This is a genomic window from Massilia sp. 05N420, assembly GCF_056397205.1.
In genome coordinates, this window is the sequence record NZ_JBFTMX010000004.1 from 1 (window position 1) to 24,462 (window position 24,462).

General features: G+C 65.3%; 27 protein-coding genes. 17 read left to right on the plus strand and 10 right to left on the minus strand.

The features are described from left to right. The 6 genes from AC1DIX_RS03145 to AC1DIX_RS03170 all read right to left on the minus strand — a co-directional run. A partial coding sequence (locus AC1DIX_RS03145) for a DUF885 domain-containing protein (RefSeq protein ID WP_477321972.1) occupies positions 1-1,866 on the minus strand: 1,866 nt, incomplete at its 3' end. Positions 1,867-1,940: 74 nt separating this feature from the next. Next, the gene (prmC, locus tag AC1DIX_RS03150) at positions 1,941-2,780 is read right to left on the minus strand and encodes a peptide chain release factor N(5)-glutamine methyltransferase (protein WP_477321974.1); all 840 of its coding nucleotides are present in this window, start codon (positions 2,778-2,780) and stop codon (positions 1,941-1,943) included. 13 nt (positions 2,781-2,793) lie between these two features. Next, positions 2,794-3,264, minus strand: a complete 471-nt coding sequence (locus AC1DIX_RS03155; RefSeq protein ID WP_477321976.1) for a disulfide bond formation protein B — start codon at positions 3,262-3,264, stop codon at positions 2,794-2,796. A 145-nt stretch (positions 3,265-3,409) separates the two neighbouring features. Further along, the gene (prfA, locus tag AC1DIX_RS03160) at positions 3,410-4,486 is read right to left on the minus strand and encodes a peptide chain release factor 1 (RefSeq protein ID WP_442123851.1); all 1,077 of its coding nucleotides are present in this window, start codon (positions 4,484-4,486) and stop codon (positions 3,410-3,412) included. Positions 4,487-4,582: 96 nt separating this feature from the next. Next, positions 4,583-5,869: a glutamyl-tRNA reductase gene (hemA, locus tag AC1DIX_RS03165; RefSeq protein WP_477321979.1), complete on the minus strand. Its 1,287-nt coding sequence runs from the start codon at positions 5,867-5,869 to the stop codon at positions 4,583-4,585. A 66-nt stretch (positions 5,870-5,935) separates the two neighbouring features. Further along, a complete protein-coding gene (locus AC1DIX_RS03170) occupies positions 5,936-6,625 on the minus strand; it encodes a response regulator transcription factor (protein ID WP_442123849.1) in 690 nt (229 codons plus the stop codon). Positions 6,626-6,839: 214 nt separating this feature from the next. Between AC1DIX_RS03170 and AC1DIX_RS03175 the strand changes: the two genes are divergently transcribed. Continuing rightward, positions 6,840-7,385 (plus strand): hypothetical protein, encoded by a 546-nt coding sequence (locus AC1DIX_RS03175; protein WP_477321981.1) that lies wholly within the window; start codon positions 6,840-6,842, stop codon positions 7,383-7,385. 28 nt (positions 7,386-7,413) lie between these two features. Here the strand turns inward: AC1DIX_RS03175 and minE are convergent, their stop codons facing one another. The 3 genes from minE to minC are packed head-to-tail and all read right to left on the minus strand — an operon-like array spanning position 7,414 to position 9,299. Next, positions 7,414-7,665, minus strand: coding sequence for a cell division topological specificity factor MinE (gene minE, locus AC1DIX_RS03180; protein ID WP_230025312.1), 252 nt, complete (start codon positions 7,663-7,665; stop codon positions 7,414-7,416). Position 7,666: 1 nt separating this feature from the next. Then, entirely contained in the window at positions 7,667-8,482 is an 816-nt protein-coding gene (gene minD / locus AC1DIX_RS03185; RefSeq protein ID WP_442123847.1) for a septum site-determining protein MinD, read from the minus strand. A 43-nt stretch (positions 8,483-8,525) separates the two neighbouring features. Further along, positions 8,526-9,299: a septum site-determining protein MinC gene (gene minC, locus AC1DIX_RS03190; protein WP_477321983.1), complete on the minus strand. Its 774-nt coding sequence runs from the start codon at positions 9,297-9,299 to the stop codon at positions 8,526-8,528. Positions 9,300-9,569: 270 nt separating this feature from the next. Between minC and AC1DIX_RS03195 the strand changes: the two genes are divergently transcribed. The 9 genes from AC1DIX_RS03195 to AC1DIX_RS03235 all read left to right on the plus strand — a co-directional run bounded on the left by AC1DIX_RS03195 (position 9,570) and on the right by AC1DIX_RS03235 (position 18,232). Next, a complete protein-coding gene (locus tag AC1DIX_RS03195) occupies positions 9,570-10,745 on the plus strand; it encodes an acetyl-CoA C-acetyltransferase (RefSeq protein WP_442123845.1) in 1,176 nt (391 codons plus the stop codon). Between the two features lie 63 nt (positions 10,746-10,808). Next, positions 10,809-11,549 carry an acetoacetyl-CoA reductase gene (phbB, locus tag AC1DIX_RS03200; RefSeq protein WP_477321986.1) on the plus strand — a complete coding sequence of 247 codons (741 nt, stop codon included), beginning with the start codon at positions 10,809-10,811 and terminating at the stop codon, positions 11,547-11,549. 71 nt (positions 11,550-11,620) lie between these two features. Then, entirely contained in the window at positions 11,621-12,346 is a 726-nt protein-coding gene (locus AC1DIX_RS03205) for an AAA family ATPase (protein ID WP_477253723.1), read from the plus strand. 77 nt (positions 12,347-12,423) lie between these two features. Next, on the plus strand, positions 12,424-12,816 hold the full coding sequence (locus AC1DIX_RS03210; protein ID WP_442123842.1) for a DUF2750 domain-containing protein: 393 nt from the start codon (positions 12,424-12,426) through the stop codon (positions 12,814-12,816). Beyond that, positions 12,813-14,117: an amino acid deaminase gene (locus AC1DIX_RS03215; RefSeq protein WP_477321988.1), complete on the plus strand. Its 1,305-nt coding sequence runs from the start codon at positions 12,813-12,815 to the stop codon at positions 14,115-14,117. Before AC1DIX_RS03210 ends, AC1DIX_RS03215 begins: the two co-directional genes overlap by 4 nt. A 60-nt stretch (positions 14,118-14,177) precedes the next feature. Then, positions 14,178-15,146: a prolyl aminopeptidase gene (gene pip, locus AC1DIX_RS03220; RefSeq protein ID WP_442123840.1), complete on the plus strand. Its 969-nt coding sequence runs from the start codon at positions 14,178-14,180 to the stop codon at positions 15,144-15,146. 12 nt (positions 15,147-15,158) lie between these two features. After that, on the plus strand, positions 15,159-15,608 hold the full coding sequence (locus tag AC1DIX_RS03225; protein ID WP_442123839.1) for a DUF2721 domain-containing protein: 450 nt from the start codon (positions 15,159-15,161) through the stop codon (positions 15,606-15,608). 12 nt (positions 15,609-15,620) lie between these two features. Continuing rightward, positions 15,621-16,076: a hypothetical protein gene (locus AC1DIX_RS03230; protein WP_442123838.1), complete on the plus strand. Its 456-nt coding sequence runs from the start codon at positions 15,621-15,623 to the stop codon at positions 16,074-16,076. A gap of 110 nt (positions 16,077-16,186) precedes the next feature. Further along, complete coding sequence (locus AC1DIX_RS03235; RefSeq protein WP_477321991.1) at positions 16,187-18,232, plus strand: 2,4-dienoyl-CoA reductase FMN-binding domain-containing protein; 2,046 nt, start codon at positions 16,187-16,189, stop codon at positions 18,230-18,232. A 71-nt stretch (positions 18,233-18,303) separates the two neighbouring features. On the opposite strand, the gene AC1DIX_RS03240 is transcribed toward AC1DIX_RS03235, so the two are convergent. After that, positions 18,304-18,753, minus strand: a complete 450-nt coding sequence (locus AC1DIX_RS03240; protein WP_477321993.1) for a hypothetical protein — start codon at positions 18,751-18,753, stop codon at positions 18,304-18,306. Between AC1DIX_RS03240 and AC1DIX_RS03245 the strand changes: the two genes are divergently transcribed. The 7 genes from AC1DIX_RS03245 to AC1DIX_RS03275 are packed head-to-tail and all read left to right on the plus strand — an operon-like array spanning position 18,746 to position 24,461. Next, positions 18,746-19,744, plus strand: a complete 999-nt coding sequence (locus AC1DIX_RS03245; RefSeq protein ID WP_442123835.1) for a GHMP family kinase ATP-binding protein — start codon at positions 18,746-18,748, stop codon at positions 19,742-19,744. The genes AC1DIX_RS03240 and AC1DIX_RS03245 overlap by 8 nt on opposite strands. Then, positions 19,744-20,748, plus strand: a complete 1,005-nt coding sequence (locus AC1DIX_RS03250) for a GDP-L-fucose synthase family protein (protein WP_477321995.1) — start codon at positions 19,744-19,746, stop codon at positions 20,746-20,748. The genes AC1DIX_RS03245 and AC1DIX_RS03250 overlap by 1 nt, the downstream gene beginning before the upstream one ends. 33 nt (positions 20,749-20,781) lie before the next feature. Next, a complete protein-coding gene (locus AC1DIX_RS03255) occupies positions 20,782-21,384 on the plus strand; it encodes a thiamine pyrophosphate-dependent enzyme (protein ID WP_442123833.1) in 603 nt (200 codons plus the stop codon). A gap of 9 nt (positions 21,385-21,393) precedes the next feature. Then, on the plus strand, positions 21,394-21,930 hold the full coding sequence (locus tag AC1DIX_RS03260; RefSeq protein ID WP_442123832.1) for a hypothetical protein: 537 nt from the start codon (positions 21,394-21,396) through the stop codon (positions 21,928-21,930). Between the two features lie 34 nt (positions 21,931-21,964). Beyond that, the gene (locus AC1DIX_RS03265) at positions 21,965-23,134 is read left to right on the plus strand and encodes a DegT/DnrJ/EryC1/StrS family aminotransferase (RefSeq protein ID WP_442123831.1); all 1,170 of its coding nucleotides are present in this window, start codon (positions 21,965-21,967) and stop codon (positions 23,132-23,134) included. A gap of 2 nt (positions 23,135-23,136) precedes the next feature. Then, positions 23,137-23,877: a sugar phosphate nucleotidyltransferase gene (locus AC1DIX_RS03270; protein WP_477321997.1), complete on the plus strand. Its 741-nt coding sequence runs from the start codon at positions 23,137-23,139 to the stop codon at positions 23,875-23,877. Next, entirely contained in the window at positions 23,874-24,461 is a 588-nt protein-coding gene (locus tag AC1DIX_RS03275) for a D-sedoheptulose-7-phosphate isomerase (RefSeq protein ID WP_477321999.1), read from the plus strand. The genes AC1DIX_RS03270 and AC1DIX_RS03275 overlap by 4 nt, the downstream gene beginning before the upstream one ends. Position 24,462 lies beyond the last annotated feature (1 nt).

Genomic DNA, 24,462 nt, shown 5'->3' on the forward strand with positions numbered 1-24,462 from the left:
GGGTGCGGCCGAGGGTGCTCCCGGCGCGGCCGGCGCCGGCGCGGCTTGCTGCGGCGCCGGGCGCTGGGCGGCGATCCAGCGCCTGAGCTGGCGCTCCAGCACGCCCAGCGGCAGGGCGCCGTTTTCCAGCACCGCGTCGTGGAAGGCACGCAGGTCGAAGCGCTCGCCGAGCGCGGTCTGGGCCTCCAGCCGCAGCGAGGCGATGCGCAGCTGGCCGAGCTTGTAGCCCAGCGCTTCGCCCGGATGGGCGATGTAGCGGTCGACCTCGACTTCGTTGTCCGAGGGCGGATTGGCGGTGTTGGCGTTCAGGTAGTCGAGCGCCTGCTGGCGGCTCCAGCCCATCGCGTGGATGCCGGTATCGGCCACCAGGCGGGCGGCGCGTAGCAGCTCGTCGGCCAGGTAGCCGAAGCGCGAGAAAGGATCGCGCAGCAGGCCCAGTTCCGGTCCCAGGCTTTCCGCGTACTGCGCCCAGCCTTCGCCATAGCCCCCATACCAGCCGTAGCGCCTGAAGGCCGGCAGCTCGCTGTTGTTCTGGGCGCGCGCCACCTGCAGGTGGTGGCCGGGTACGGCTTCGTGCAGGGTGAGGGTCTCGATCTCCCACATCGGCCGCGTGTTCAGGCGCGAAGTGTTCACCACCAGCGCCGCCATCCGGTCCGGGCTGCCGGCTTCGTAATAGGCCGCGCCCTGGGTCTCGGCGCCCAGCGCCTGCACCGGCTTGACCGCCAGTTCGTCGGACGGGATCGCATTGAACAGCTGCGGCATGCGGCTGTAGGCGCGCGCGATGGTGCGCCGGTAGCGGTTCAGCAGCGCATCGGTGTCGCTGAAGAACAGGCGCGGATCGTTGCGCGCGAAAGCGATGAACTGGTTCAGGTTGCCACGAAAGCCGGTGCGCGGCACCAGCGCCGCGATCTCGGTGCGGATGCGCGCCACTTCCTTCACGCCCAGCGCGTGGATCTCGGCCGGGGTCAGGTCGGTGGTGGTGGCGCTCTTGACCAGGAAGACGTACCAGGCCGCGCCGCCGGGCAGGCTGGAGGCGGAAATCGTCGCCCGCGCGGCCGGCAGGTAGACGTTGCGCACGAAGTCCTCGAGCTGCTGCAGGCTGGGCGCCAGGGCGGCGACGGCGGCCTGGCCGTCGAGCGCCAGTTTTTCGCGCGCTTCCTGGGGGATGGTGGCCGGCAGGCGGCGGAAGGGTTCGGACAGGGCGCCGTCGCCCAGGTGTTCGCGCAGCGCGCGCAGCTGGGCCGGCAGGCCGGCCATCACGACTTTCGGCGCGGTCCAGCCGGTGCGCATCCCTTCGCGCATCTGTTCGATGATGCCTTCGATGTGGCGCGGCACGGCGTTCAGGCGCGCGATGTAGTTGCGGTAGTCGTCTTCGCTCACGAACGGCATCTGCGCGGCCAGTTGCGGCAGGCGGATGTGGATGCCGTCGCGTGTCGTGATCGGCTGCGGGTCGAAGGTGACGAAGCCGGCCCGGGCCAGCCGCCTTTCCTGGTCGGCGGCGAACAGGTCGAGCGACAGCAGGTCCTGGCCGTTCAGCTGGCCGCGGTCGAGCTGGCGCGCCAGCTCCAGCATGCGCAGCTCGTGCGCCAGCACCTTGGCGTTGCCGGCCAGCGAGGTATCGCTCAGCTGGGCGTCATAGCGGTGGTCGCCGACCGAGGTGGCGAATTCCGGCTGGTTCTTCAGCCGCCATTGCCAGTCGCGCTCGAACAGGGCGCGCGCCTGTTCCTTGGGCGTCTGCTCCTTGGGATTGTCGGCCGCCAGCGCGCGCGGCGGCGCCAGCAGGACCGTGGCGGCCAGCAGGGTTGCAGCGAACAGGGGAAAGGTCAGCCGGGCCGCGAACAGCCGGGGCGCGGGCAGTCGAGGCATCGCAAGCTCCGGGAAGTGGGCCGGCCATTGTAACAAACGGGGCCGGCGGGCCGCGCCGGGCTGGGTTCGGGGGCTCAGCCGGGCCGCCGGCCGCCGGTGACGCGCTCGATGCCGGCCAGGTCGCGCCAGCTCTGCACCTCGCGGTAGCCGCCGGCGTCCAGCAGGGCGCGCACGCTCGCCGCCTGGTCGTAGCCGTGTTCCATCAGCAGCCAGCCGCCCGCAACCAGGTGGGCCGGGCTGCCCTCGATGATGGTGCGCAGGGCCGACAGGCCGTCCGCGTGGTCGGTCAGGGCGCCGGCGGGTTCGAAGCGCAGGTCGCCCTGGGACAGGTGTTCGTCGCCGGCCGCGATATACGGCGGATTCGAGGCGATCAGCTCGAAGCTTTCGCCGGCATCGAGGGCGCCGAACCAGTCGCTGTGCAGGAAGCGCACGCCGGTCCGCTTATTTACCGCATTATTTGCCGCATTGCGGCGCGCCACGGCCAGCGCCGCTTCGCTGACGTCCAGCGCGGTCACCGCGGCATCCGGACGGGCGTGGGCGACGGAGACGGCGATCGCGCCGCTGCCGGTGCCCATGTCGAGCAGGCGTCCCCGCTGCGGCAGGCGCTCGATGGCGAGTTCCACGATCAGTTCCGTGTCCGGCCGCGGGATCAGCACCGCCTCGCTGACCTCGAAGTCGAGGCCGAAGAATTCGCGCTTGCCGACGATGTAGGCGATCGGCTCGCCGGCCAGGCGGCGCCGCAGCAACTCCTGCAGGCGCGCGGCCTCGTCTTCGCCGAGGGGCTGGTCGCCGCGGGTGATCAGCTGCACGCGGCTCAAGCCGGTCGCGTGGCACAGCAGGATGCGGTTTTCCAGCGGATCGAGCGGCAGCGCGGCCTGCAGGGCGCCGATGGGGGTGCCGGGCTGGATAATCATGCTGCGATGAGCATCAGCGTGCGCGGCGCACCAGCACCCAGACCAGCGCCAGGGTCAGGATCGCGAACCAGACGGCCGACCACTGAGGCACGTTCAGGCCCAGCACCGTGTCCTGGGCCGCTTCGCACAGGCCGTCGGCGCGGAACAGCCAGGGCAGCAGGGTGGCGGTCGGAATCTTGTTCAGCACCGTCTCCATCGGGTCGATCCCGCAGGAGAAGCCGGGGTGCGCCAGCACGTACAGGTGCTTGCCCACCACGCCCAGGCCGCCCAGCGCGCACAGCAGGGCCAACGTACCCAGGGCCTTGATCTTGTTGGCGAAGGCGCCGATCAGGCTGAAGACCGCGATGCCCAGGAACAGGTAGCGCTGGATCACGCACAGCGGGCAGGGCAGCATGTCCTTCGCGTGCTGAAGATAAAGGGCGGCGCCGACCAGCGCGATACTGACGGCGGCGATCAGGAGCAGGGCGTTGCGGGACGTGGGCATAGGGTCTTCCTGTGATGACGAATCTTGCGATTTTCGCATGAACCGACTTAATCGGGCCTGAACCAAAATTCGGGGTCAAAATTCGGGGTCAGAGCACTTTTTTGAGAAATTGCCCAAAAAAGTGCTCTGACCCCGAATTAAGGCATCAATCGCCGAGGGCGGCCAGCAGTTCGGCCTGGTGTTCGGCTTGCAGGGCGCCGACGAGTTCCGTCAGGTCGCCGTCCATGATCATGTCCAGCTTGTACAGGGTCAGGTTGATGCGGTGGTCGGTCAGGCGGCCTTGCGGGAAGTTGTAGGTGCGGATGCGTTCGCTGCGGTCGCCCGAGCCGATCAGGCTTTTACGGGTTGCCGCTTCCTTGCTCTGCTGCTCGCGCAGCTGCACGTCCTTGATGCGCGCCGCCAGCACCTTCATCGCCTGTGCCTTGTTCTTGTGCTGGCTGCGGTCGTCCTGGCACTCGACCACGATCCCGGTCGGCAGGTGGGTGAGGCGCACCGCGGAGTCGGTCTTGTTGATGTGCTGGCCGCCGGCGCCCGAGGCGCGGTAGGTGTCGATGCGCAGGTCGGCCGGGTTGATCTGCACGTCCTCGACCTCGTCCGCCTCCGGCATCACGGCGACGGTGCAGGCCGAGGTGTGGATGCGGCCCTGGGTCTCGGTGGCCGGCACGCGCTGCACGCGGTGGCCGCCGGACTCGAATTTCAGCTTCGAATACACGCCGTTGCCGATGATGCGCACGATGACTTCACGGTAGCCGCCCAGGTCCGACGGCGATTCCGACACCACCTCGACCTGCCAGCGCTTGCGTTCGGCGTAGCGGGTGTACATGCGCAGCAGGTCGCCGGCGAACAGCGCCGACTCGTCGCCGCCGGTGCCGGCGCGGATCTCGAGGAAGATGTTGCGCTCGTCGTTCTCGTCCTTCGGCAGCAGCATCTTCTGCAGTTCCAGGTCCAGCTCGGCCAGGCGATTCCTGGCGGCCTCGATCTCGTCCTGGGCGAACTCTTTCATGTCCGGATCCGCCAGCATCTCCTGGGCCGCGACGATGTCGCCCTGGGCCGTCTGGTACTGGTGGTAGACGGCTACCAGCGGGCCGAGTTCGGCGTGCTCGCGGCTCATCTTGCGGAAGCTGTCCATGTTCGCGGTGGCGGCCTCAAGCGCCAGCAGTTCGTCCAGTTCGACAAGGCGGTTGGCCAGTTGGTCCAGCTTGAACAGCATGGATGGTTTCATAACGTTTTAACCAGATAGGGATGAGGGAGATGCCGGAGGGCGGCAGCATACACGAACACGGCCGGAAAAAAGCCGTGCCCGGAGGGAAGCGGGCCGCTAACGGCGGCCGCGGAACAGCTGGGGCAGCAGGGCGGCCAGGCGCGCGCGTTCGTCGCCCTGGGCACGGTGCAGGGCCTGTTGCGGGCCGTGCAGGAATTTGGCGGTGAGGCCCTTCGACAGCGCGTCCAGCACGGCGTCGATGTCCTCGCCCTTGGCCAGCAGCTTGCGGGCGCGTTCGAGTTCGGCCAGGCGCAGGCTTTCGCTGGATTCGTGCAGGTCGCGGATCACCGGCACCACGGCGCGGTCGCCGATCCAGTGCATGAAGGATTGCACGCGGGTCTCGATGATGGCTTCGGCCTGGGCCACCGCCGCCTGGCGGTGTTCGACGCCGGTGCGCACCACGTCGGCGAGGTCGTCGACGGTGTACAGGAACACGTCGTCGAGCTTGCCGACTTCGGGCTCGATGTCGCGCGGGACCGCCAGGTCGACCATGAACATCGGACGGTGGCGGCGCGCCTTGATCGCGCGTTCCACCAGGCCCTTGCCGATCAGCGGCAGGGTCGAGGCCGTCGAGGAGATCACGATGTCGAATTGCGGCAGCAGTTCGGGCAGGTCGGCCAGGCGGATCGCGCGGCCGGAAAAGCGGGATGCCAGGCTTTCGCCGCGCTCCAGGGTGCGGTTGGCGATCGTGATCGATTTCGGGTTGTGGGCCGCGAAGTGGGTGGCGCACAGCTCGATCATCTCGCCGGCGCCGATGAACAGCACGTTCTGGCTGCTGACCGAATCGAAAATGCGTTCCGACAGGCGCACCGCGGCGGCGGCCATCGACACGCTGTGGGCGCCGATCTCGGTGGTGCTGCGCACTTCCTTGGCCACCGCGAAGCTGCGCTGGAACAGCTGGTGCAGATAGGTGCCCAGGCCGCCGGCTTCGTCGGCGACGCGCACCGCGTCCTTCATCTGGCCCAGGATCTGGGCCTCTCCCAGCACCATCGAATCCAGGCCGGAAGCGACGCGGAAGGCGTGGCGCACGGCGTCATGCTGGGGCAGCATGTACAGGTGCGGACGCAGTTCGGAAAAATTCAGGCGGTGGTAGTCGGCCAGGAAATGGGCGGAGGCGTCGAGCGGCTCCGGCGCAGCGCTGGCGGCATACATCTCGGTGCGGTTGCAGGTCGAGAGCAGGGCCGCTTCGTGTTCGCCGTGGCTGCTCGGTTGCGGATCCAGACGGGCAAACCAGTTGCGCGCCGCCGACACCGCATCGCCCAGATGCTCGGGCGCCAACGCCAGTTGCTCGCGCAGCGAGACCGGTGCGGTGGTGTGATTCAGGCCGACGGCGAGCAGTTGCATGGGTGGTCAAAAAATGGGCAGCGCGCTCATTATACCCCGATGGCGTCAGGGTTTCACGGCAGTGCTTCAGGCGCCCAATTTCTCCAGCCGATAGCCGTAGCTGTACACCGGCACCAGGCGGAAACCGTTCTCCGGACGCAGGCGCAGCTTGTTGCGTACACGCGAAACGTGGGTGTCCATGGTGCGCGAAGGCACGGCGGTTTCGCGCACCCAGATCGACTCGTGGATGTAGGCGCGCGACAGCGGACGGCCGAGGTTGCGGAAGAACAGCAGCGCCAGGTTGAATTCCTTGTGCGTGACGTCGATCTGTTCGCCGCCCATGGTCAGGCGGCCCGGACGGGTTTCGAAGGTATAGGGGCCGAACTGCAGCTGTTCGGCGCCGTTCTGCGACGGATACGCACGGCGCAGCAGGGCCTGCACCCGCGCCACCAGCTCGCCGCGGCGCAGCGGCTTGACCAGGTAGTCGTCGGCGCCGGCGGTGACGCCGGACACGATGTCGTCTTCGGAAGCGCTGCCGGCCAGGAACATGGTCGGGGTGTTCGGCGCCATTTTTTCCTTGGCGCGGCGCAGCAGTTCCGCGCCCGGTACGTCGTTCACCTGCCAGTCGAGGATCAGCAGGTCGGTGCTGTCCTTGCGCAGCTGCCCCAGCAACTCCTTGCCGCTATCGAAGGGCTGGCATTGATGTCCAGCACCTGTGAGGACCTGGCAGATCAGTTCCGCCTGGGAAGTATCGTTATCCAGTACTGCAATTCTCATGATGAAGCGGTCTCGGCGGGGGTGGGACTATGTGCAATATTACTGTAGGAACACTCCTACAACTTATTTCCGAATATAACAGACTTTTTAAAACTAAATCTACACATGCTTCAGATAAATTTACATTTTCGTTGGGGAATAACGTCACGGCCGTAACAGTGGGCCAAGGCGCAGGCGGCTACACTGTGCTTACGAAAGCAAACCGGGGAACGCGATGTTCAAAAAGATCTTCACGAAAAATTCACAAAGCAGCAGCGCGGTAAGCTTGCTGCCGCTGAGCGGCGACGACCTTGGGCGCGTGCGCGAGCGCTGCCGGGCCCTGGTGCGCAAGCGCGCGGCGATCTCCGCCGGCATCTCGGCGGTGCCGATCCCGGGCGTGGACATGGTGTCGGACCTGGCCAGCTTCGCGTCCATGGTCGAGGACATCAACAAGGACTTCGGCCTGACGCCGCAGCAGATCGAGGCGCTGCAGCCGCACATGCGGGTCGCGGCCTACCAGGCGATGGCGGCGCTGGGCGGCACGCTGGTGGGCAAGATCGTCACCAGGGAGCTGGTGCTGAAGCTGTTACGGAAGTCGGGTGCCAAGCTGGCGGCCAAGTCGGCCGCCAGGATCGTGYCGCTGGCGGGGCAGCTGGCCTCCGCGGCGATCGGCTTCGCGCTGTTCCGGCAGATGGGTTACCAGCACGTGGAAGCCTGCGCCAGGGTGGCGCAGGAGGTGGGGAAAGCCGTATTGGACCAGGAGCAGCCGGCCCAGGGCTGAACCCCGCGGCCGCCCCTTGCCGGGATGCTCAGGCGTCCGGCAGGACGACGTTGACGTCGAGGACTTCGAGGTTGCCCTGGCGGTCCAGCGAGATCTTGATGTCGTCCGCGTTGACCTTGGTGTACTTCGAGATCACTTCGATCAGTTCGCGGTGCAGGGCCGGCAGGAAGTCCGGGCCGCCGCGGCCGCCGCGCTCGCGGGCGATGATGATCTGCAGCCTTTCCTTGGCCGCGCCGGCACTTTTCTGCTTCTGGGGAAACAGGAATGAAAGCAGAGGCATATCACTTTGCTCCAAACAGACGCTGCAGGAAGCCCGGCTTGTCGTAGTTGGTGAAGCGCAGCGGGATTTCCTCGCCGAGGAAGCGTCCGACCACGTCCTGGTAGGCCTGGGCCACGTCGGTTTCCTTGAAATGGATGGCCGGGTTGCCCTGGTTCGAGGCATGCAGCACCGCTTCCGATTCCGGAATGATGCCGATCATCGGGATGCGCAGGATCTCCTGTACGTCCTCGTAGGACAGCATTTCATCGTTTTCCACGCGGCGCGGCGAATAGCGGGTGATCAAGAGGTGTTCCTTGACCGGTTCGCCGCCGCTCTGGGCGCGGCGCGACTTGGCCTGCAGGATGCCGAGGATGCGGTCGGAGTCGCGCACCGACGACACTTCCGGATTGGTGACGATGACCGCTTCGTCGGCGAAGGTCAGGGCCATCAGCGCGCCGTGCTCGATGCCGGCCGGCGAGTCGCAGACGATGAATTCGAAGTCCATCTTGACCAGGTCGTTCAGCACGCGCTCGACGCCGTCTTCGGTCAGGGCGTCCTTGTCGCGGGTCTGGGACGCCGGCAGGATGAACAGGTTTTCGCAGTGCTTGTCCTTGATCAGCGCCTGGGTCAGCGTCGCTTCCTTGTTCACGACGTTGATCAGGTCGTACACCACGCGGCGTTCGCAGCCCATGATCAGGTCGAGGTTACGCAGGCCGACGTCGAAGTCGATGACGGCGGTCTTGTGGCCGCGCAGCGCCAGGCCGGTCGCAAAGCTCGCGCTCGAAGTGGTCTTGCCCACGCCGCCCTTACCGGACGTTACAACGATAATTCTTGCCATGAAAAATATCAGTCCTATTCAGTATCTGGTCAGTGCTGGAAGCTCAGGCGCGAGTCGCCGAGCCCAGCGATGATATATCGATCCGGTCGCCAACCAAACGGATTTGTGCCGGCTGGCGCGACAGTTCGCTTGGAAAACCTTCGTCGAAAGTGCGGTAAACGCCGGCGATCGACACCAGTTCCGGCTGCATCGACAGGCCGAAGATGCGCGCATCGGCATTGCCCGAGGCGCCGGCCAGGGCGCGGCCGTGCAGCGGCGCATACACGTGGATGCTGCCGTCGGCGATGATTTCGGCGCCGTTGTTCACGACCGCGGTGACGATCAGGTCGGTACCGCGCGCATAGATGCGCTGGCCGGCGCGCACCGGGGTGTCGACGACCATGGCCTGGACCGGCGCCGCCGGGGCCGGCGCTGGGGCCGGCGCGGCGGGCGCCGGCGCGGCCGGGCTTTCCTCGGGTGCGGCGGGGGCGCGCGCCTCGCTTGCCTTGAGACCGCTGGAACCGTCGTCCAGGAACAGGCCGTGGCTGCGGATCGCTTCGTGCAGCGCGGCCGGCGCGCCGCGTACCGCGACCGCGTTCAGGCGGTAATGCTTCAGCAGCGCCACCAGCGCCGGCCAGTCGACCTGGGCGGCATCGTCGGCGATGCCGGCGACGTCGATGACGGCAAATTCATCTTCGAAAAAGTCCGACACCCCACCGGTCATCTGCTTGAGTGCGGCATCGATCGCGATCGGATCGGCCGAATGCAGAATGGTCGAAATGGCCACGACTGTGGAAATCTTTATTTCGATAGGCAGGGAACTCGGGCTCTTGGACATAAATCGTTCTGGTTGGCACTAGCCCGAGCATTCTACTGTGAAATTTCCTTGAAAGGTAAAGGGTTTAGGATGGATCGTTATTAGCAGCAATAGGTATTTCCATAGATAAAAAACTGAACAATAAAAGATGCTCTGCAATACCACAATTCAGTGAGACGTCATCTCTTCGTCATAAATAAACTGATAAGATTGATTTTGCTTAAACTCGCTATTAGGTAGAAATCTAAAATTGTTGGCTTTCAGCTAAACGTCCACTCAAGGGAGCAAGTTATGGAAGACGTCGTCATCGTGGCCGCAGGCCGCACCGCCATCGGTAAATTCGGCGGTACTCTCTCGAAGATCCCTGCCACCGAACTGGGCGCGCAGGTGATCAAGCAGTTGATGGCCAGGACCGGGATCGATCCGGCCTCGGTCAGCGAAGTCATCATGGGTCAGGTTCTGACCGCCGGCGTCGGCCAGAACCCGGCGCGCCAGGCCACCATCAAGGCCGGCCTGCCGGACAGCGTCCCGGCCTCGACCCTGAACGTGGTCTGCGGCAGCGGCTTGCGCGCGGTCCACCTGGCGGCCCAGGCCATCAAGTGCGGCGACGCCGAGATCGTCATCGCCGGCGGCCAGGAAAACATGAGCGCCTCGCCGCACGTGCTGAACGGTTCGCGCGAAGGCTTCCGCATGGGCGACGTCAAGATGACCGACACCATGATCGTCGACGGCCTGTGGGACGCCTACAACCAGTACCACATGGGCGTGACCGCCGAGAACGTCGCCCGTAAATTCGAGATCTCGCGCGCCGAGCAGGACGAATTCGCGCTGCAGTCGCAGAACAAGGCCGAAGCCGCCATGAAGGCCGGCAAGTTCAAGGACGAGATCATCCCGGTCGAGATCGCTTCCAAGAAGGGCAGCACGGTCTTCGATACCGACGAGTATCCGAAGCATGGCGCCACCCTGGAAGGCCTGGCCAGCCTGCGCCCGGCCTTCAACAAGGAAGGTTCCGTCACCGCCGGCAATGCCTCCGGCCTGAACGACGGCGCCGCCGCCGTGATCCTGATGTCGGCCTCCAAGGCGAAAGAGCTGGGCCTGACCCCGATCGCCCGCATCAAGGCCTACTCGCTGTCGGGCCTGGACCCGACCATCATGGGCATGGGCCCGGTGCCTGCCGCGCGCGCCTGCCTGGAAAAGGCCGGCTGGACCCACGAAGACGTCGACCTGATGGAGATCAACGAAGCCTTCGCCGCCCAGGCCGTCGCCGTCAACAAGCAGATGGGCTGGGATACCTCGAAGATCAACGTCAACGGCGGCGCGATCGCGCTGGGCCACCCGATCGGCGCCTCGGGCGCCCGCGTGCTGGTGACCCTGTTGCACGAAATGGTACGCCGCGATGCCAAGAAAGGGCTGGCCAGCCTGTGCATCGGTGGCGGCATGGGCGTGGCGCTGGCGGTCGAGCGCTGAGCAGGGCGGCAAAGCAGGGAATAACAAGCGGTTCCGACAGGTTCGTAAAACTAGGAGAAAACAATGGCTAGAGTGGCATTAGTGACCGGCGGCATGGGTGGCTTGGGCGAAGCAATCTGCATCAAACTGGCCGCACTCGGTTATACGGTCGTGACCACGTACTCCCCCGGCAGCAAGAAAGCCGAAGGCTGGCTTGCAGCCATGCGCGAACAGGGCCACAACTTCAAGGCCTATGAATGCGACGTGGCCGACTACGATTCGGCCCAGGCCTGCGTGAACAAGGTGGGCCAGGAAATCGGTCCGGTCGATGTGCTGGTCAACAATGCCGGCATTACCCGCGACATGACCTTCAAGAAGATGGACAAGGTCAACTGGGATGCGGTGATCAAGACCAACCTGGATTCCGTGTTCAACATGACCAAGCCGGTGGCCGACGGCATGGTCGAGCGCGGCTGGGGCCGGATCATTAACATCTCGTCCGTCAATGGCTCAAAAGGCGCGTTCGGGCAGACCAACTACTCGGCGGCCAAGGCCGGCATCCATGGCTTCACCAAGGCCCTGGCGCTGGAAGTGGCGAGAAAAGGCGTGACCGTGAACACCATCTCGCCGGGCTATATCGGCACCAAGATGGTGATGGACATCCCGTCCGAGGTGCTGGAATCGAAGATCCTGCCGCAGATCCCGATGGGCCGCCTGGGCAAGCCGGAAGAAGTGGCCGGCCTGGTCGCCTTCCTGGCCTCGGACGATGCCGCCTTCGTGACCGGCGCCAACATCGCCATCAACGGCGGCCAGCACATGCAGTAAGCTGCGCCTCGTCGCGTGTAAAACACCGCCTGCGGGCGGTGTTTTGTTATCCACGTTACCGGAAGGCCAACATGTCTATTGCCGCCAAGCCCTATCTGCGTTCGGTGAGCATCGATCCCGCCGTCGAGATCGATCCCGAGCGCTATCCCTTCTCGATTCCCGCCGTGCGCGAACTCGGCGTACTGGAGCCGCATCCCGACGTCACCTTCTTCGTCGGCGAGAACGGCGCCGGCAAGTCGACCGTGCTGGAAGCGATCGCGGTGGGACTGGGCTTGCCGGCCGAGGGCGGCACGCGCAACGTGCACCGCGAGCAGCAGGCGGTGTCGCCGCTGCACCGCCACCTGCGCATCGCCAAGGGCTTCCGGCAGCCGCGTTTTTCCTATTTCCTGCGCGCCGAAAGCCTGTTCAATGTGTTTACTTACCTGGACAGCCTCGGTCCTTCCCCGAACGGCGAGCCGTCGCTGCACCTGAATTCCCACGGCGAAGCCTTCATGCGCGTGCTGCAGGGTTTCAGCGGCGACGGCCTCTACCTGCTGGACGAACCGGAAGCCGCGCTGTCGCCGAACCGCCAGCTGGCCGCGCTGGCCGTCATCGACAAGCTGGTGAAGCAGGGCGCCCAGTTCCTCATCGCCACCCATTCACCCATCCTGCTGGCCTATCCGCGCGCCAGGATCCTGCTGTTCGACGAGTGCGGCATCAGCCACGTCGACTACGAAGACACCGAGCACTACGCGGTCACGCGCGATTTCCTGAACCACTATCCGCGCCGCCTGCAGCAGCTGCTGGAAGAGGACTGAGAAACTGCGGGACCGGGCGCCATGCCGGCGCCCGCTATCGTATCCTCGACCCATCGACCACACGAGAGGCGGCAAGCATGGCAATCGATACCAGGCAGGTGCAGGAAACGGTGATGCTGTCCGGTCCGCAGCGTTACGAATACTTCATCAGGCGCGTAGCGCAGACCGGCACCGTATGGAGCCTGTACCGCAACGGCTGGGCGCTGGCGAAGAAGGAAGACGGCAACCTGGTGTTTCCGCTGTGGCCGGACCGCGAATTTGCGACAATATGCGCCGATTACGAATGGACCGGCTACGAACCGCAGTCCTTCTCGCTGGACGAACTGGTCGACGAGCTGCTGCCCCAGCTCGAGCAGGACGGCATCGCCACCGGCGTCTTCTATACGCCGGGCGCGCGCGACGTCATGCCGAGCGCCGGCCTGCTGCTGCGCGACCTGGACGATGAATTGAAAGCTCAGAGGAATCCATGAATGCCTTGCCCCACGGCGGCCTTGCGCTGTCCAGTCTTGAAGAACAGATCCTGCAACCCGGCGTGAAAGGCTTGCCGATCACGGCGCCGCTGCGCCAGGGCGCGATTCGAACGCAGGGGTGGAATGTGCTGCACGGCGACACCAGCTTCCCGGTCGCGGTGCTGAAGACCTCGGCGCTTCGGCACAACCTGGACTGGATGCGCGCCTTCTGCGAGCGCTACAAGGTGCAGCTGGCGCCGCACGGCAAGACCACCATGAGCCCGCAGCTGTTCGGCGCCCAGCTGGCCAACGGCGCCTGGGGCATCACGCTCGCCAATGCCGTGCAGGTGCAGGTGGCTTACCGTTTCGGCGTGCGGCGCGTGCTGGTGGCGAACCAGCTGGTGGCGCGCAGCGACGTGCGCGCCGTACTCCAGCTCATGCATGGCGATCCGGACTTCGAATGCTTCGTGCTGGCCGATTCGCTGGCCGGGGTGGCGCGGCTGGCCGAAGAAGTCGATGCCCATCCGCTGGCGCGGCCGCTGCCGGTGCTGGTCGAACTCGGCCTGTCCGGCAAACGTGCCGGCTGCCGCACGCTGGACGAGGCGATGACGGTGGCGCGCGCCATCGAACATGCGCCGGGCCTGCTGCTGGCCGGCTTCGAAGGCTATGAAGGCTTGCTGGACGAGCCGGAAGCAGTTGAGGCCTTCGTCGGCAAGCTCTGTGCGCTGGTGCTGGAAGCCGACGACGAAGGCCTGTTCGGCGCCCCGGAAATCCTGGTCACGGCCGGCGGATCCGGCTTCTTCGACCTGGTCGCGCGCGGCTTCCAGGGCTTGCACGGCCTGTCGCGGCCCCTGCGGCCGGTGCTGCGCAGCGGCTGTTACCTGACCAGCGACCACGGCATGTACCAGGTCCAGCTGCAAAAGCTCGACCGGCGCGAAGGCGTGGCGCCCGGCGAGGGGCTGCGGCCGGCGCTGGAGATCTGGAGCGTGGTGCAGTCGCGTCCCGAGCCCGGCCTGGCCATCCTCACCATGGGCAAGCGCGACGCCTCGCACGACGCCGGCCTGCCGGTGCCCTTGTGGACCCATCGGCCTGGACCGGGCACGCCGCGCGGGCTGCCGGCCGGCTGCGAGATCGTCAAGATGAACGACCAGCACGCCTACCTGCGCCTGCCGGAGAACGACCCGATCAGGGAGGCGCTGACGGTGGGCGACCTGGTCGGCTGCGGGATCTCGCATCCGTGCACGACCTTCGACCGCTGGCCGCTGCTGCTGGCCGTGGACGACGATTACGCGGTGCGCGGGGCCCTGAACACCTTCTTCTGACCGTTGATACGGCCGGGCGGTGCGCTACAATCGGTTGTCGCTTCATAAATCCAGATGCCCATGCCCGCCATTCCGCCGTCGCTGTTCCCGCCCATCCTGCCCAACCGCCACGGCATGCTGGCCGTCGACGACCTCCATACGATCTACTGGGAGGAGGTGGGCAACCCGAACGGGATCCCGGTGATCTTCCTGCACGGCGGTCCCGGCGCCGGCCTGTCGCCGCAGCACCGGCGCTTCTTCGACCCGTCCGCCTACCGCGTGATCCTGTTCGACCAGCGCGGCGCCGGCAAGTCGACCCCGCTGGGCGAATGGCGCAACAACACGACCCAGCTGCTGATCGAGGACATCGAACGCCTGCGCGAACTGTTCGGCATCGAGCGCTGGCTGGTGTTCGGCGGCTCCTGGGGCTCGACCCTGGCGCTGGCCTACGGACAGGCGCACCCCGAGCGCTGCCTCGGCTTCGTGCTGCGCGGTATCTTCCTGTGCACGCCGGCCGAGATCGAGTTCTTCCTGTACGGCGTGCAGTGGTTCTATCCCGAGCTGTACGACGAATTCGTCGCCCCGATCCCGGTCGAGGAACGCGGCGACCTGCTGAAGGCCTATACCCGCCGCCTGCTGTGCGACGATCCCCAGCAGTACTGGCCGGCCGCGCGCGCCTGGAGCCGTTTCGAGGGCCGCCGCGTGTTCCTGCTGCCGCAGGAAGAAGAGACCTCGTCCGACACCCTCGACCTCGGCGTCGGCCGCCTCGAATCGCACTACATGGCGAACGGCGCCTTCCTGGAGGACGACCAGCTGATCCGCGACCTTGGCCGGATCGCCCACCTGCCGGCCGTGATCGTGCAGGGCCGCTACGACGTGATCTGCCCGCCGCTGTCGGCCTACCGCCTGCACCAGGCATGGCCCGGCTCGCGCCTACGCATGATCGCGGACGCCGGCCACGGCGCGCTGGAGCACGGCATCGCGCGCGCCCTGGTCGCCGCCACCGAGCAGTTCAAGCGCCACGGCCGCTTCGAACGCGATGGATCCTGAGGCCTGCGACGAATGAATATCCAGACCCAAGACATCGGCCACGTCATCCAGCTTGCCATCGCGCCCGTGTTCCTGCTCACCGGCGTGGCCACCAAGCTGACCGTGCTGATGAACCGCCTGGCGCGCATCATCGACCGCGCCCGCGTGCTCAAGGAGGAGCTGCGCAAGGCGCCCAGTGCCGAGTGCCATGAAGAGCTCGATGTGCTGTATGCGCGCTGGAAACTGATCAACTACGCGCTGACCGCCAGCACCGCCTGCGGATTGCTGATCTGCGTGATCATCTCTTTCCTGTTCCTGGACGATACGGCCAACCTGCCGCTCGACCGCTACATCGCCGGCATGTTCGTGCTGGCGATGGTGGCCCTGATCGCCAGTTTCATTTTCCTGCTGCGCGAGGTGTTCCTGTCCTTCCGCTACATGCGCATGCACCTGCACGACACCGCGCCGCAGCCTCCACGATAGAAAGCTTCATTCATGCACGACTACCAACGTCCCCCCACCCTGCATCGCTACGGCATGCGCACCGAGCTGGAGCAGGCGCTCAGCGCCGGCCAGTTCCGCCTGCTGCCGGCGAACGGTTTCCTGACCCTGTCCTTTTCCCAGGTCTGGGACAAGCAGTTGTTCGATATACTCGGCCCGGCCGACGCCTGCCTGGTGATCCACAACACCGAGGAATTCGGCGAGCGCCTGCACCGCGCGGTCCAGCGCACGCTGCCCAACTGGGCCGGCATCGACGGCCCGGTCGAATACGGCGTGCGCTCGCGCCTGGGCCTGGCCTTCAGCAAGTCCCCGGCCGAGGCCATCGAGAAGGAATGGCAGTTCGCCTGGCGCTCGATGTCGCCGCAGGCCAGCCTGAATCCGGTGACGGTGCGGATCGGCAGCATCGAGCAGTTCGCGGAGTTGCGTTCGCCGGAGAGTTATCCCGTCTGAGCTGCTTGTTTAGAAGCACTTTAGAAACACGGGTCTAGGAAAAGCCGGTGTAATGAGCACCGTCATTCCCGCGAAGGCGGGGACGACGGTTAACTTAATCGACCGGCCGAATGAACTCACCCATCCCCATCACCACCTACCCCCATCTCCTCGCCCCCCTCGATCTCGGCTTCACCACGCTGAAGAACCGCGTCATCATGGGCTCGATGCACACCGGGCTCGAAGACCGCTTCTACCACTACGGCAAGCTGGCGGCCTTCTACCGCGAGCGGGCGCGTGGCGGGGTCGGGCTGATCGTCACCGGCGGCATCTCGCCGAACCGCCAGGGCTGGCTGCTGCCTTTCGGCGGCACCCTCAACTTCCTGGGCGACGTGCCGAACCACCGCCGCGTCACCCGCGCCGTGCACGAGGAGGGCGGCAAGATCCTGCTGCAGATCCTGCACGCGGGCCGCTACGGCTACCAGCCGCTGGTGGTGTCGGCCTCGCCGCAGAAGTCGCCGATCTCGCCGTTCCGCCCGCGCGCGCTGACGGAAAGCGGGATCGAATCGACGATCAGGGCGTATGTCCGCTGCGCCAAGCTGGCCAGGCAGGCCGGCTACGACGGCGTCGAAGTGATGGGCAGCGAGGGTTATCTGCTGAACCAGTTCCTGTGCGCGCGCACCAACCGCCGCCAGGACCGCTGGGGCGGGCCGATCGGGAACCGCATGCGATTACCGGTCGAGGTGGTGCGCCGCATCCGCGAAGCCGTCGGCCGCGATTTCATCATCATGTACCGGCACTCGGTGCTCGACCTGGTCGAGGGCGGCAATACCTGGGAGGAGATCGTGGCGGTGGCCAAGGCCCTCGAGCAGGCCGGCGCGACCATCCTGAATACCGGCTACGGCTGGCACGAGGCGCGCATTCCCACCATCGTCACCTCGGTGCCGCGCGCGGCCTTCGCCGAGGTGGCGGGGCGCCTGCGCAAGGAGGTCGGCATTCCGGTGGTGGCATCGAACCGCATCAACATGCCGCTCGATGCCGAGAACGTGCTGGCGCGCGGCGACGCCGACCTGGTGTCGATGGCGCGTCCCTTCCTGGCCGATCCGGATTGGGTCAACAAGGCGGAGTCCGGGCGCAGCGACGAGATCAATACCTGCATCGCCTGCAACCAGGCCTGCCTCGACCACACCTTCTCGAACAAGCGCGCCACCTGCCTGGTGAATCCGCGCGCCTGCCATGAGACCGAACTGGTGTACCGCCCGGCCGCCCGCAAGCGCCGCATCGCCGTGGTCGGCGCCGGACCGGCCGGGCTGTCGGCGGCCACCGTCGCCGCCGGGTGCGGCCACGACGTGACCCTGTTCGATGCGAGCGACAGCATCGGCGGCCAGTTCAAGGTCGCGATGCGGATTCCCGGCAAGGAGGAGTTTTCGGAGACCATCCGCTACTTCGGCCGCCAGCTGGAACTGACCGGCGTGCGGCTGCGCCTCGGCCAGCGTGTCACCCGCGACGAACTGGTCGCCGCCGGCTACGACGAGGTGATCGTGGCGACCGGCGTCAGCGTGCGCATGCCGCGCATCGAGGGCATCGATCATCCGAAGGTGCTGTCCTACCTGGACGTGCTGCGCGGCGGCGCGGCGGTCGGCAAGCGGGTGGCGATCATCGGCGCCGGCGGCATCGGCTTCGACACCGCGGAGTTCCTGCTGCACGACCCGCGCGAAGCGCTGCCGCTGCCGGTGGCGAAATGGATGGGCGAGTGGGGCATCGATCCCAAGGTCGGCGCACCGGGCGGCCTGGCCGAAGCCGGCAAGCCGACGCCGCTGCGCAGCATCTGGCTCCTGCAGCGCAAGACCACGCGGCCGGGCGCGGGCCTCGGCAAGACCTCGGGCTGGGTGCACCGCGCCACCCTGGTGCGCAACGGCGTGACGATGATGGCGGGCGTGCAGTACGAGCGCATCGACGACGCCGGCCTGCACATCACGGTGGGCGGCGAACGCAAGCTTCTGGAGGTCGACAACGTGGTCATCTGCGCCGGCCAGGAGAGCCTGGCGGAGCTCATGCCTTCGGATGAGCCGAAGGCTGGACCGCGCTTCCACAAGATCGGCGGCGCCGCGCTGGCGGCCGAGCTGGATGCGAAGCGGGCAATCCGGGAAGGGGCGGAACTGGCGGCGAGTTTGTGATCGCGGCGACAAGGGTTTTCTTGTCCGCCCTCCAATTATTGCAAAATAAACAGCTTTTACGACTTAAAAGGCTAGCAATATTTGTACCAGATTTTCGACACTCTAAGACGGTAGTTTATTGTGGGAAATTGTTTTGGTACAGAAAAACGAGGATTGCATGTAGACTGCCGTTTGTCATTGCCTGCAAGCATCTGCTGGCATAGCAAATCGTCTGCTTGCCTTGCCCGTTCGATGCACGCTCGAACCGTCTTGCTGATCGCATTGCAGGCGCCATTCAGGAGAGTGTCAACGTGCCAGAAGCCCAGAATATCGATGTAGTGCTCGTCAACCCCGGCAGCCGCGCCGCCCTCTACCAGAAGCTGGGCGATGAACTGTTGGCCGTCGAACCGCCTGGAACGCAAGTTCGGTAGAGATGTGGTCCAGCATCTCCAGGAAATAGCCCGGATCAAGCTGCAGCGCAAGATCCTGGGCGATTGACGACGCCAACCAGGTTTATTCCAGCCGATAAACAAGATGATCATTACCCGTACTCCTTTCCGCATGTCCTTCTTCGGCGGCGGCACAGACTATCCGGCCTGGTATGCCGAGCATGGCGGCGCCGTCTTGGCGACCAGCATCAACAAGTACTGCTACATCACCTGCCGCCACCTGCCGCCCTTCTTCGAACACAAGCACCGCATCGTCCATTCGCTGATCGAGAACGTCCAGTCGATCGACCAGATCAAGCACCCGGCGGTGCGCGCCATCCTGGGTTGGGCCGGCTGCGAGCGCGGGCTGGAAATCCACCACGACGGCGACCTGCCGGCGCGTTCGGGCCTGGGATCGAGTTCTTCGTTCACGGTCGGGCTGCTGCACGCGCTGGCCGCGCTCGAAGGACGCTACGCTTCCAAGGAATACCTGGCCAGCACCGCGATCCACGTCGAACAGAACGTGATCGGCGAGAACGTCGGATCCCAGGACCAGGTGTCGGCGGCCTATGGTGGCTTCAACCTGGTTGAATTCCATCGCAACGGCAGTTTTACCGCCTCGCCCCTGATCCTGCGCCAGGAACGGCTGGCGGAGTTCGAAAGCCACCTGATGCTGTGCTTTACCGGCTTTTCGCGCATCGCCTCGGAAGTGGCGAAATCGCAGATCGCCAACCTGCGCGAACGCCAGGCGCAATTGCACAGCATGCGCGAGATGGTGAACGAAGCCATCGCTATCCTGCAGAGCGCCAACACGCCGATCGAGGAGCTTGGCAAGCTGCTGCACGAAAGCTGGCTGTGCAAGCGCTCGCTGTCCGACAAGGTGTCGACCAGCGACATCGATTACCTGTACGAGGAGGCGATCAAGGCCGGCGCCATCGGCGGCAAGATCATGGGCGCCGGCGGCGGCGGTTTCCTGATGCTGTTCGTCAAGCCGGAACTGCAGGACAATGTGCGCGAACGCCTGAAACACCTGATTCACGTGCCGTTCAAGTTCGAAGACGGCGGCAGCCGTGTCGTCATGTACCAACCCAACGGATTGTCCTGATGAGCCTTATCACACCGACCGCGCTGCCTGCCGACATGCCGCCACGGGATGCGCCGATTTTCGTCGCCGGCCACGCCGGCCTGATCGGCTCCGCCATCGTGCGCGCCCTGCAGGCTGCCGGTTATCGCAATCTCATCCTGCGCACGCGCGCCGAACTGGAGTTGCGCGACAAGCAGCAGGTGGACGCGTTTTTCGACGAACAGCGCCCGCACTACGTGCTGCTGGCGGCAGGGAAGGTGGGCGGGATCCTGGAAAACACCAATTTCCCGGCCGACTTCATCGATGCCAACCTGGCGATCTCGCTGAATGTGCTGGGCGCCGCGCATCGCACCGGCGTCAAGCGCCTGGTCATGTTCGGCTCGTCCTGCATGTATCCGAAAGAGACCGCGCAACCGATGCCGGAGACGGCGCTGCTGTCCGGCCATCCCGAGCCAACCAGCCTGCCCTACGCGATCGCCAAGCTGGCGGGCGTGCACTTGTGCCTGGCCTATAACCGGCAATATGGCCAGCAGCGCTTCATTCCGCTGATTCCGAATAGCGCCTACGGCCCCAACGACAATTTCGATCCGAAATCCGGACACGTGCTGTCGGCCTTGCTGGCGCGTTTTCATCAGGCGAAGGCCGACGGCGCGCCCGCGGTGACCTTGTGGGGCAGCGGCACTCCGCGCCGCGAGTTCATCCATTCGAGCGACATCGCGGCGGCCTGCCTGCTGATGCTGCGCGACGAACTGCCGCCCCTGGAATTGCCCTTGAACCTGGGCTCCGGCAGCGATATCTCGATCCGCGAGCTGGCCGAGAGCATCGCCCGGGTGGTCGGCTATGCGGGCGAACTCGCCTGGGACAGTAGCAAACCCGACGGCGCCATGCGCAAACTGCTCGACAGCAGCCGGATGCAGCATCTCGGCTGGCGCGCCGGCGTTTCTCTGGACGATGGGCTGCGCGATACCTATGCCTGGTACGTGCGGCAACAGGGCGCGGACCGTAATGACTCCGCCCTTCAATAGGACCGGCGCCCCGCGCCATTTTGATTTGGTGAAATGATGACGAAAGACGAACTGATTGCCTTCGAAGAAGAGATCGCCGCGACCTTCAACAGCGGCAAGATCCGCGCGCCTGTGCATCTGTACTACGGCAACGAAGAACAGATCATCGAAGTATTCAAGAAGATCCGGCCGCAGGACTGGGTCTTCTGCTCGTGGCGCTCGCATTACCAGTGCCTGCTGAAGGGCGTGCCCCCGGAACAGGTGCGCGACGAGATCCTGGCCGGCCGTTCGATCTCGCTGTGCTTCCCGGAACAGCGCATCTACTCGTCGGCCATCGTCGGCGGCGTGCTGCCGATCGCGGTGGGCGCCGCGATGGCCATCCAGCGTAGCGGCGAAGACGCCAGGGTCTACTGCTTCATGGGCGAAATGACCTCGGAAACCGGCATCGCCCACGAATCGATCAAGTACAGCCGCAATCACGCGCTGCCGATCCACTTCGTGGTGGAAGACAACGAGAAATCGGTCTGCACCGATACCCGCGAAGCCTGGAACCAGCCGCGCCTGAGCTACGAAGGGGTGAATGACGACTACATCACCTACTACCGCTACCAAACCAAATATCCGCATGCCGGCGCCGGCGTGCGCGTCCAGTTCTGAGGGCAGACCATGAAATATTTTGACGAACTCAAACGCTCGATGGACTTCCTGGCCCAGGATCCGCGCACCGTTTTCATGGGACAAGCCGTGGCCGTGCCCGGCACGGCCATGAGCAATACACTCAAGGATGTACCGCGCGAACGCCTGATCGAATTGCCGGTAGCGGAAGAAATGCAGATGGGCATGACCACCGGCATGGCGCTGACCGGCGCCGTCCCGGTCAGCATCTTCCCGCGCTGGAACTTCCTGCTGTGCGCCATGAGCCAGCTGGTCAGCCACCTGGACAAGGTCGATGTCATGTCGAACGGCAGCTACAAGGCCAAGGCGATCGTCCGCACCGGCATCGGTTCGCAGCGCCCCATGCATCCCCAGCACCAGCATATCGGCGACTTTACCGACGCCTTGCGCCTGATGTGCAGCACCATCGAAGTGATCCGCCTGGATGAGCCGGAAGACATCTTCCCGGCCTATGAACGCGCCTTGCTCCGCGACGACGGACGCAGCACGATCATTGTCGAATACGGCGATTACTACAACGAAAAATAACCGACGCAACGAACAATAAGCGAACGAGCTCCCGATGAAATATCCCTTAATGAGGAACAATATCCTGCGTGAAGACCTGGACGCAGTGATCGAACACCTGCGCCAGGACGACCCGATCCTGACCAACGGCCCGAATGTGCGCGCCTTCGAGAAGGAATGGTCGGAATGGCTGGGCGTGAAATACAGCGTCTTCGTGAACTCGGGAGCCTCGGCCAACCTGTTGAGCATGGCCGTGCTCAAGCTGCGCCATCCGGAGGGCGGCGAAGTCATCGTGCCGCCGCTGGCATGGGTATCGGACGTGGCCTCGGTGCTGCAAAACGGTTTTACCCCGGTGTTCGCCGACATCGATCCAAGCACGCTGTCGATGGACCCGCAGGAAATCATCAACAAGCTCACCGACCGCACGCGCGCCGTCTTCCTGACGCATGTGCAAGGCTTCGACGGCTTGACCGACGAACTGCTGGCCGAGTTGGAACGCCGCAATATCCCGCTGATCGAAGACGTCTGCGAATCGCACGGCGCCACGCACAACGGCAAACGCCTGGGCAGCTTCGGCTGGATGTCCAACTTCTCGTTCTATTACGCCCACCACATGAGCACCATCGAGGGCGGCATGGTCTGCACCGACGACCCGGAGGTGTACCAGCAGGTGCGCATGCTGCGTTCGCACGGCATGGTGCGCGAGTCGACCGACGATGCGCTGAAGCAGGACTATCGGGAAACCTATCCCCAGCTCAACCCGGATTTCATCTTCGCCTATCCGGCCTACAACGTGCGCAATACCGAAATCGGCGCCATCATGGGCCGCAGCCAGCTGAAGCGCCTGGACGCCAACGTCGAGCGCCGTACCGCCAACCTGATGCGCTTCCTCGGCAAGATCGACAGCCGGCGCTACCGGGTCGACTTCAAGACCGAAGGCTCCAGCAACTACGCGTTCAACCTGATCCTCAAGGAGGCCGACGACGCCTTCACCGAACGCCTGATGCAGGCCATGCGCGGCGCCGGCATCGAGTTTCGCCGCGGCAGCGCGGGCGGCGGCAACCAGGTTCGCCAGCCCTATCTGAAGGGCATCGTTCCGGCCGACCATCACCTCGCGTTCCCGCATACCGAACACGTGCATTTCTACGGCTTCTATATCGGCAACTTCCCGGACCTCTCCGATGCCGAGGTCGATGACATCTGCGCCATCCTGAACGCTGTCTGACGATGGAAATCCAGTCTGCCGTCATTCTGGCCGGAGGCCTCGGCACCCGCCTGCGCAGCGCAGTTCCGAACCTGCCCAAGCCGATGGCGCCGGTCGATGGCCGCCCCTTCCTCGAGTACCTGCTCGATTTCTGGATCGCGCAGGGCATCGGGCATTTCATCCTGGCGGTCGGCTACCGGCATGAGCTCATCAGCTCGCACCTGGGCCGGAGCTACCGCGGGGCGCGGCTGGACTATGTCGTCGAGCAGACCCCGCTGGGCACCGGCGGCGGCGTGCTGCTGGCCTTGCAACAGCTGCCGGCCGACCAGCGCTTCCTGCTGCTCAACGGCGATACCTATTTTTCCGTGGACGGCGAACGCCTGGAAGCCTTCGCCCGCAGCCATGACAGCGACTGGTGCTTCTCGCTGTTCCGCACCGGCGAAACCAGCCGTTATCTCGGCATGGGCGTGGCGGCGGACGGCCGCATCACCGAACTGAAGTCGAGCCAGGACGGCGACGAATGCCTGGCCAACGGCGGGGTGTACTGCATCCATCCGCGCGCCTTTGCCGGCTTGACGCTGGCAGGCGGCCAGCCCCTTGCCGCCGGCGCCAGCGCGTCGCTGGAAAACGACATCTTCCCGGCCGCTTTCCATGCCGGCCAGCGGATGACCGGCGTCGAGTTCGACGGCAGCTTCATCGATATCGGCATTCCCGCCGACTATCACCGGGCCGGCGCCGTCCTCAATGCAAAGGACAAGCCATGACATCCATCATCGATCGCCTGCAACGCAACCTGGACGCCTCGATCCGCGCGATGCAGGAACTGAAACAGCGGGACRGCGCGCTCGCCACCTTCGAGGCCGCGGCCGCGGCGACCGTCGCCGCCTATCGCAAGGGACGCCGCATCTATATCGCGGGCAACGGCGGGTCGGCCGCCGATGCCCAGCATCTTGCGGCCGAATTCGTCAGCAAGCTGGCGCGCGACAGGGCGCCGCTGGCGGCCGAGGCGCTGACCACCGACAGTTCGATCCTCACCGCCATCGGCAACGACTACGGCTATGAACAGGTGTTTGCCCGCCAGCTGGCCGGCAAGGCGATGGCGGGCGATATCTTCCTCGGCATCACCACGTCCGGCCAATCTCCCAACATCCTGCGCGCGCTGGAACAGTGCAAGCGCATGGACGTGCCCAGCATCGTATTCCTGGGACGCGATGGCGGTCCGGCCCTGCAGTTGGCCGACTACGCCATCGTCGTGCCCGGGCAGGCGACCAGCACCATCCAGGAATTGCATATCGTATTAGCCCACACTCTATGCGAGTGCGTGGAAGCGGCCATCTTCGGCGATTAAC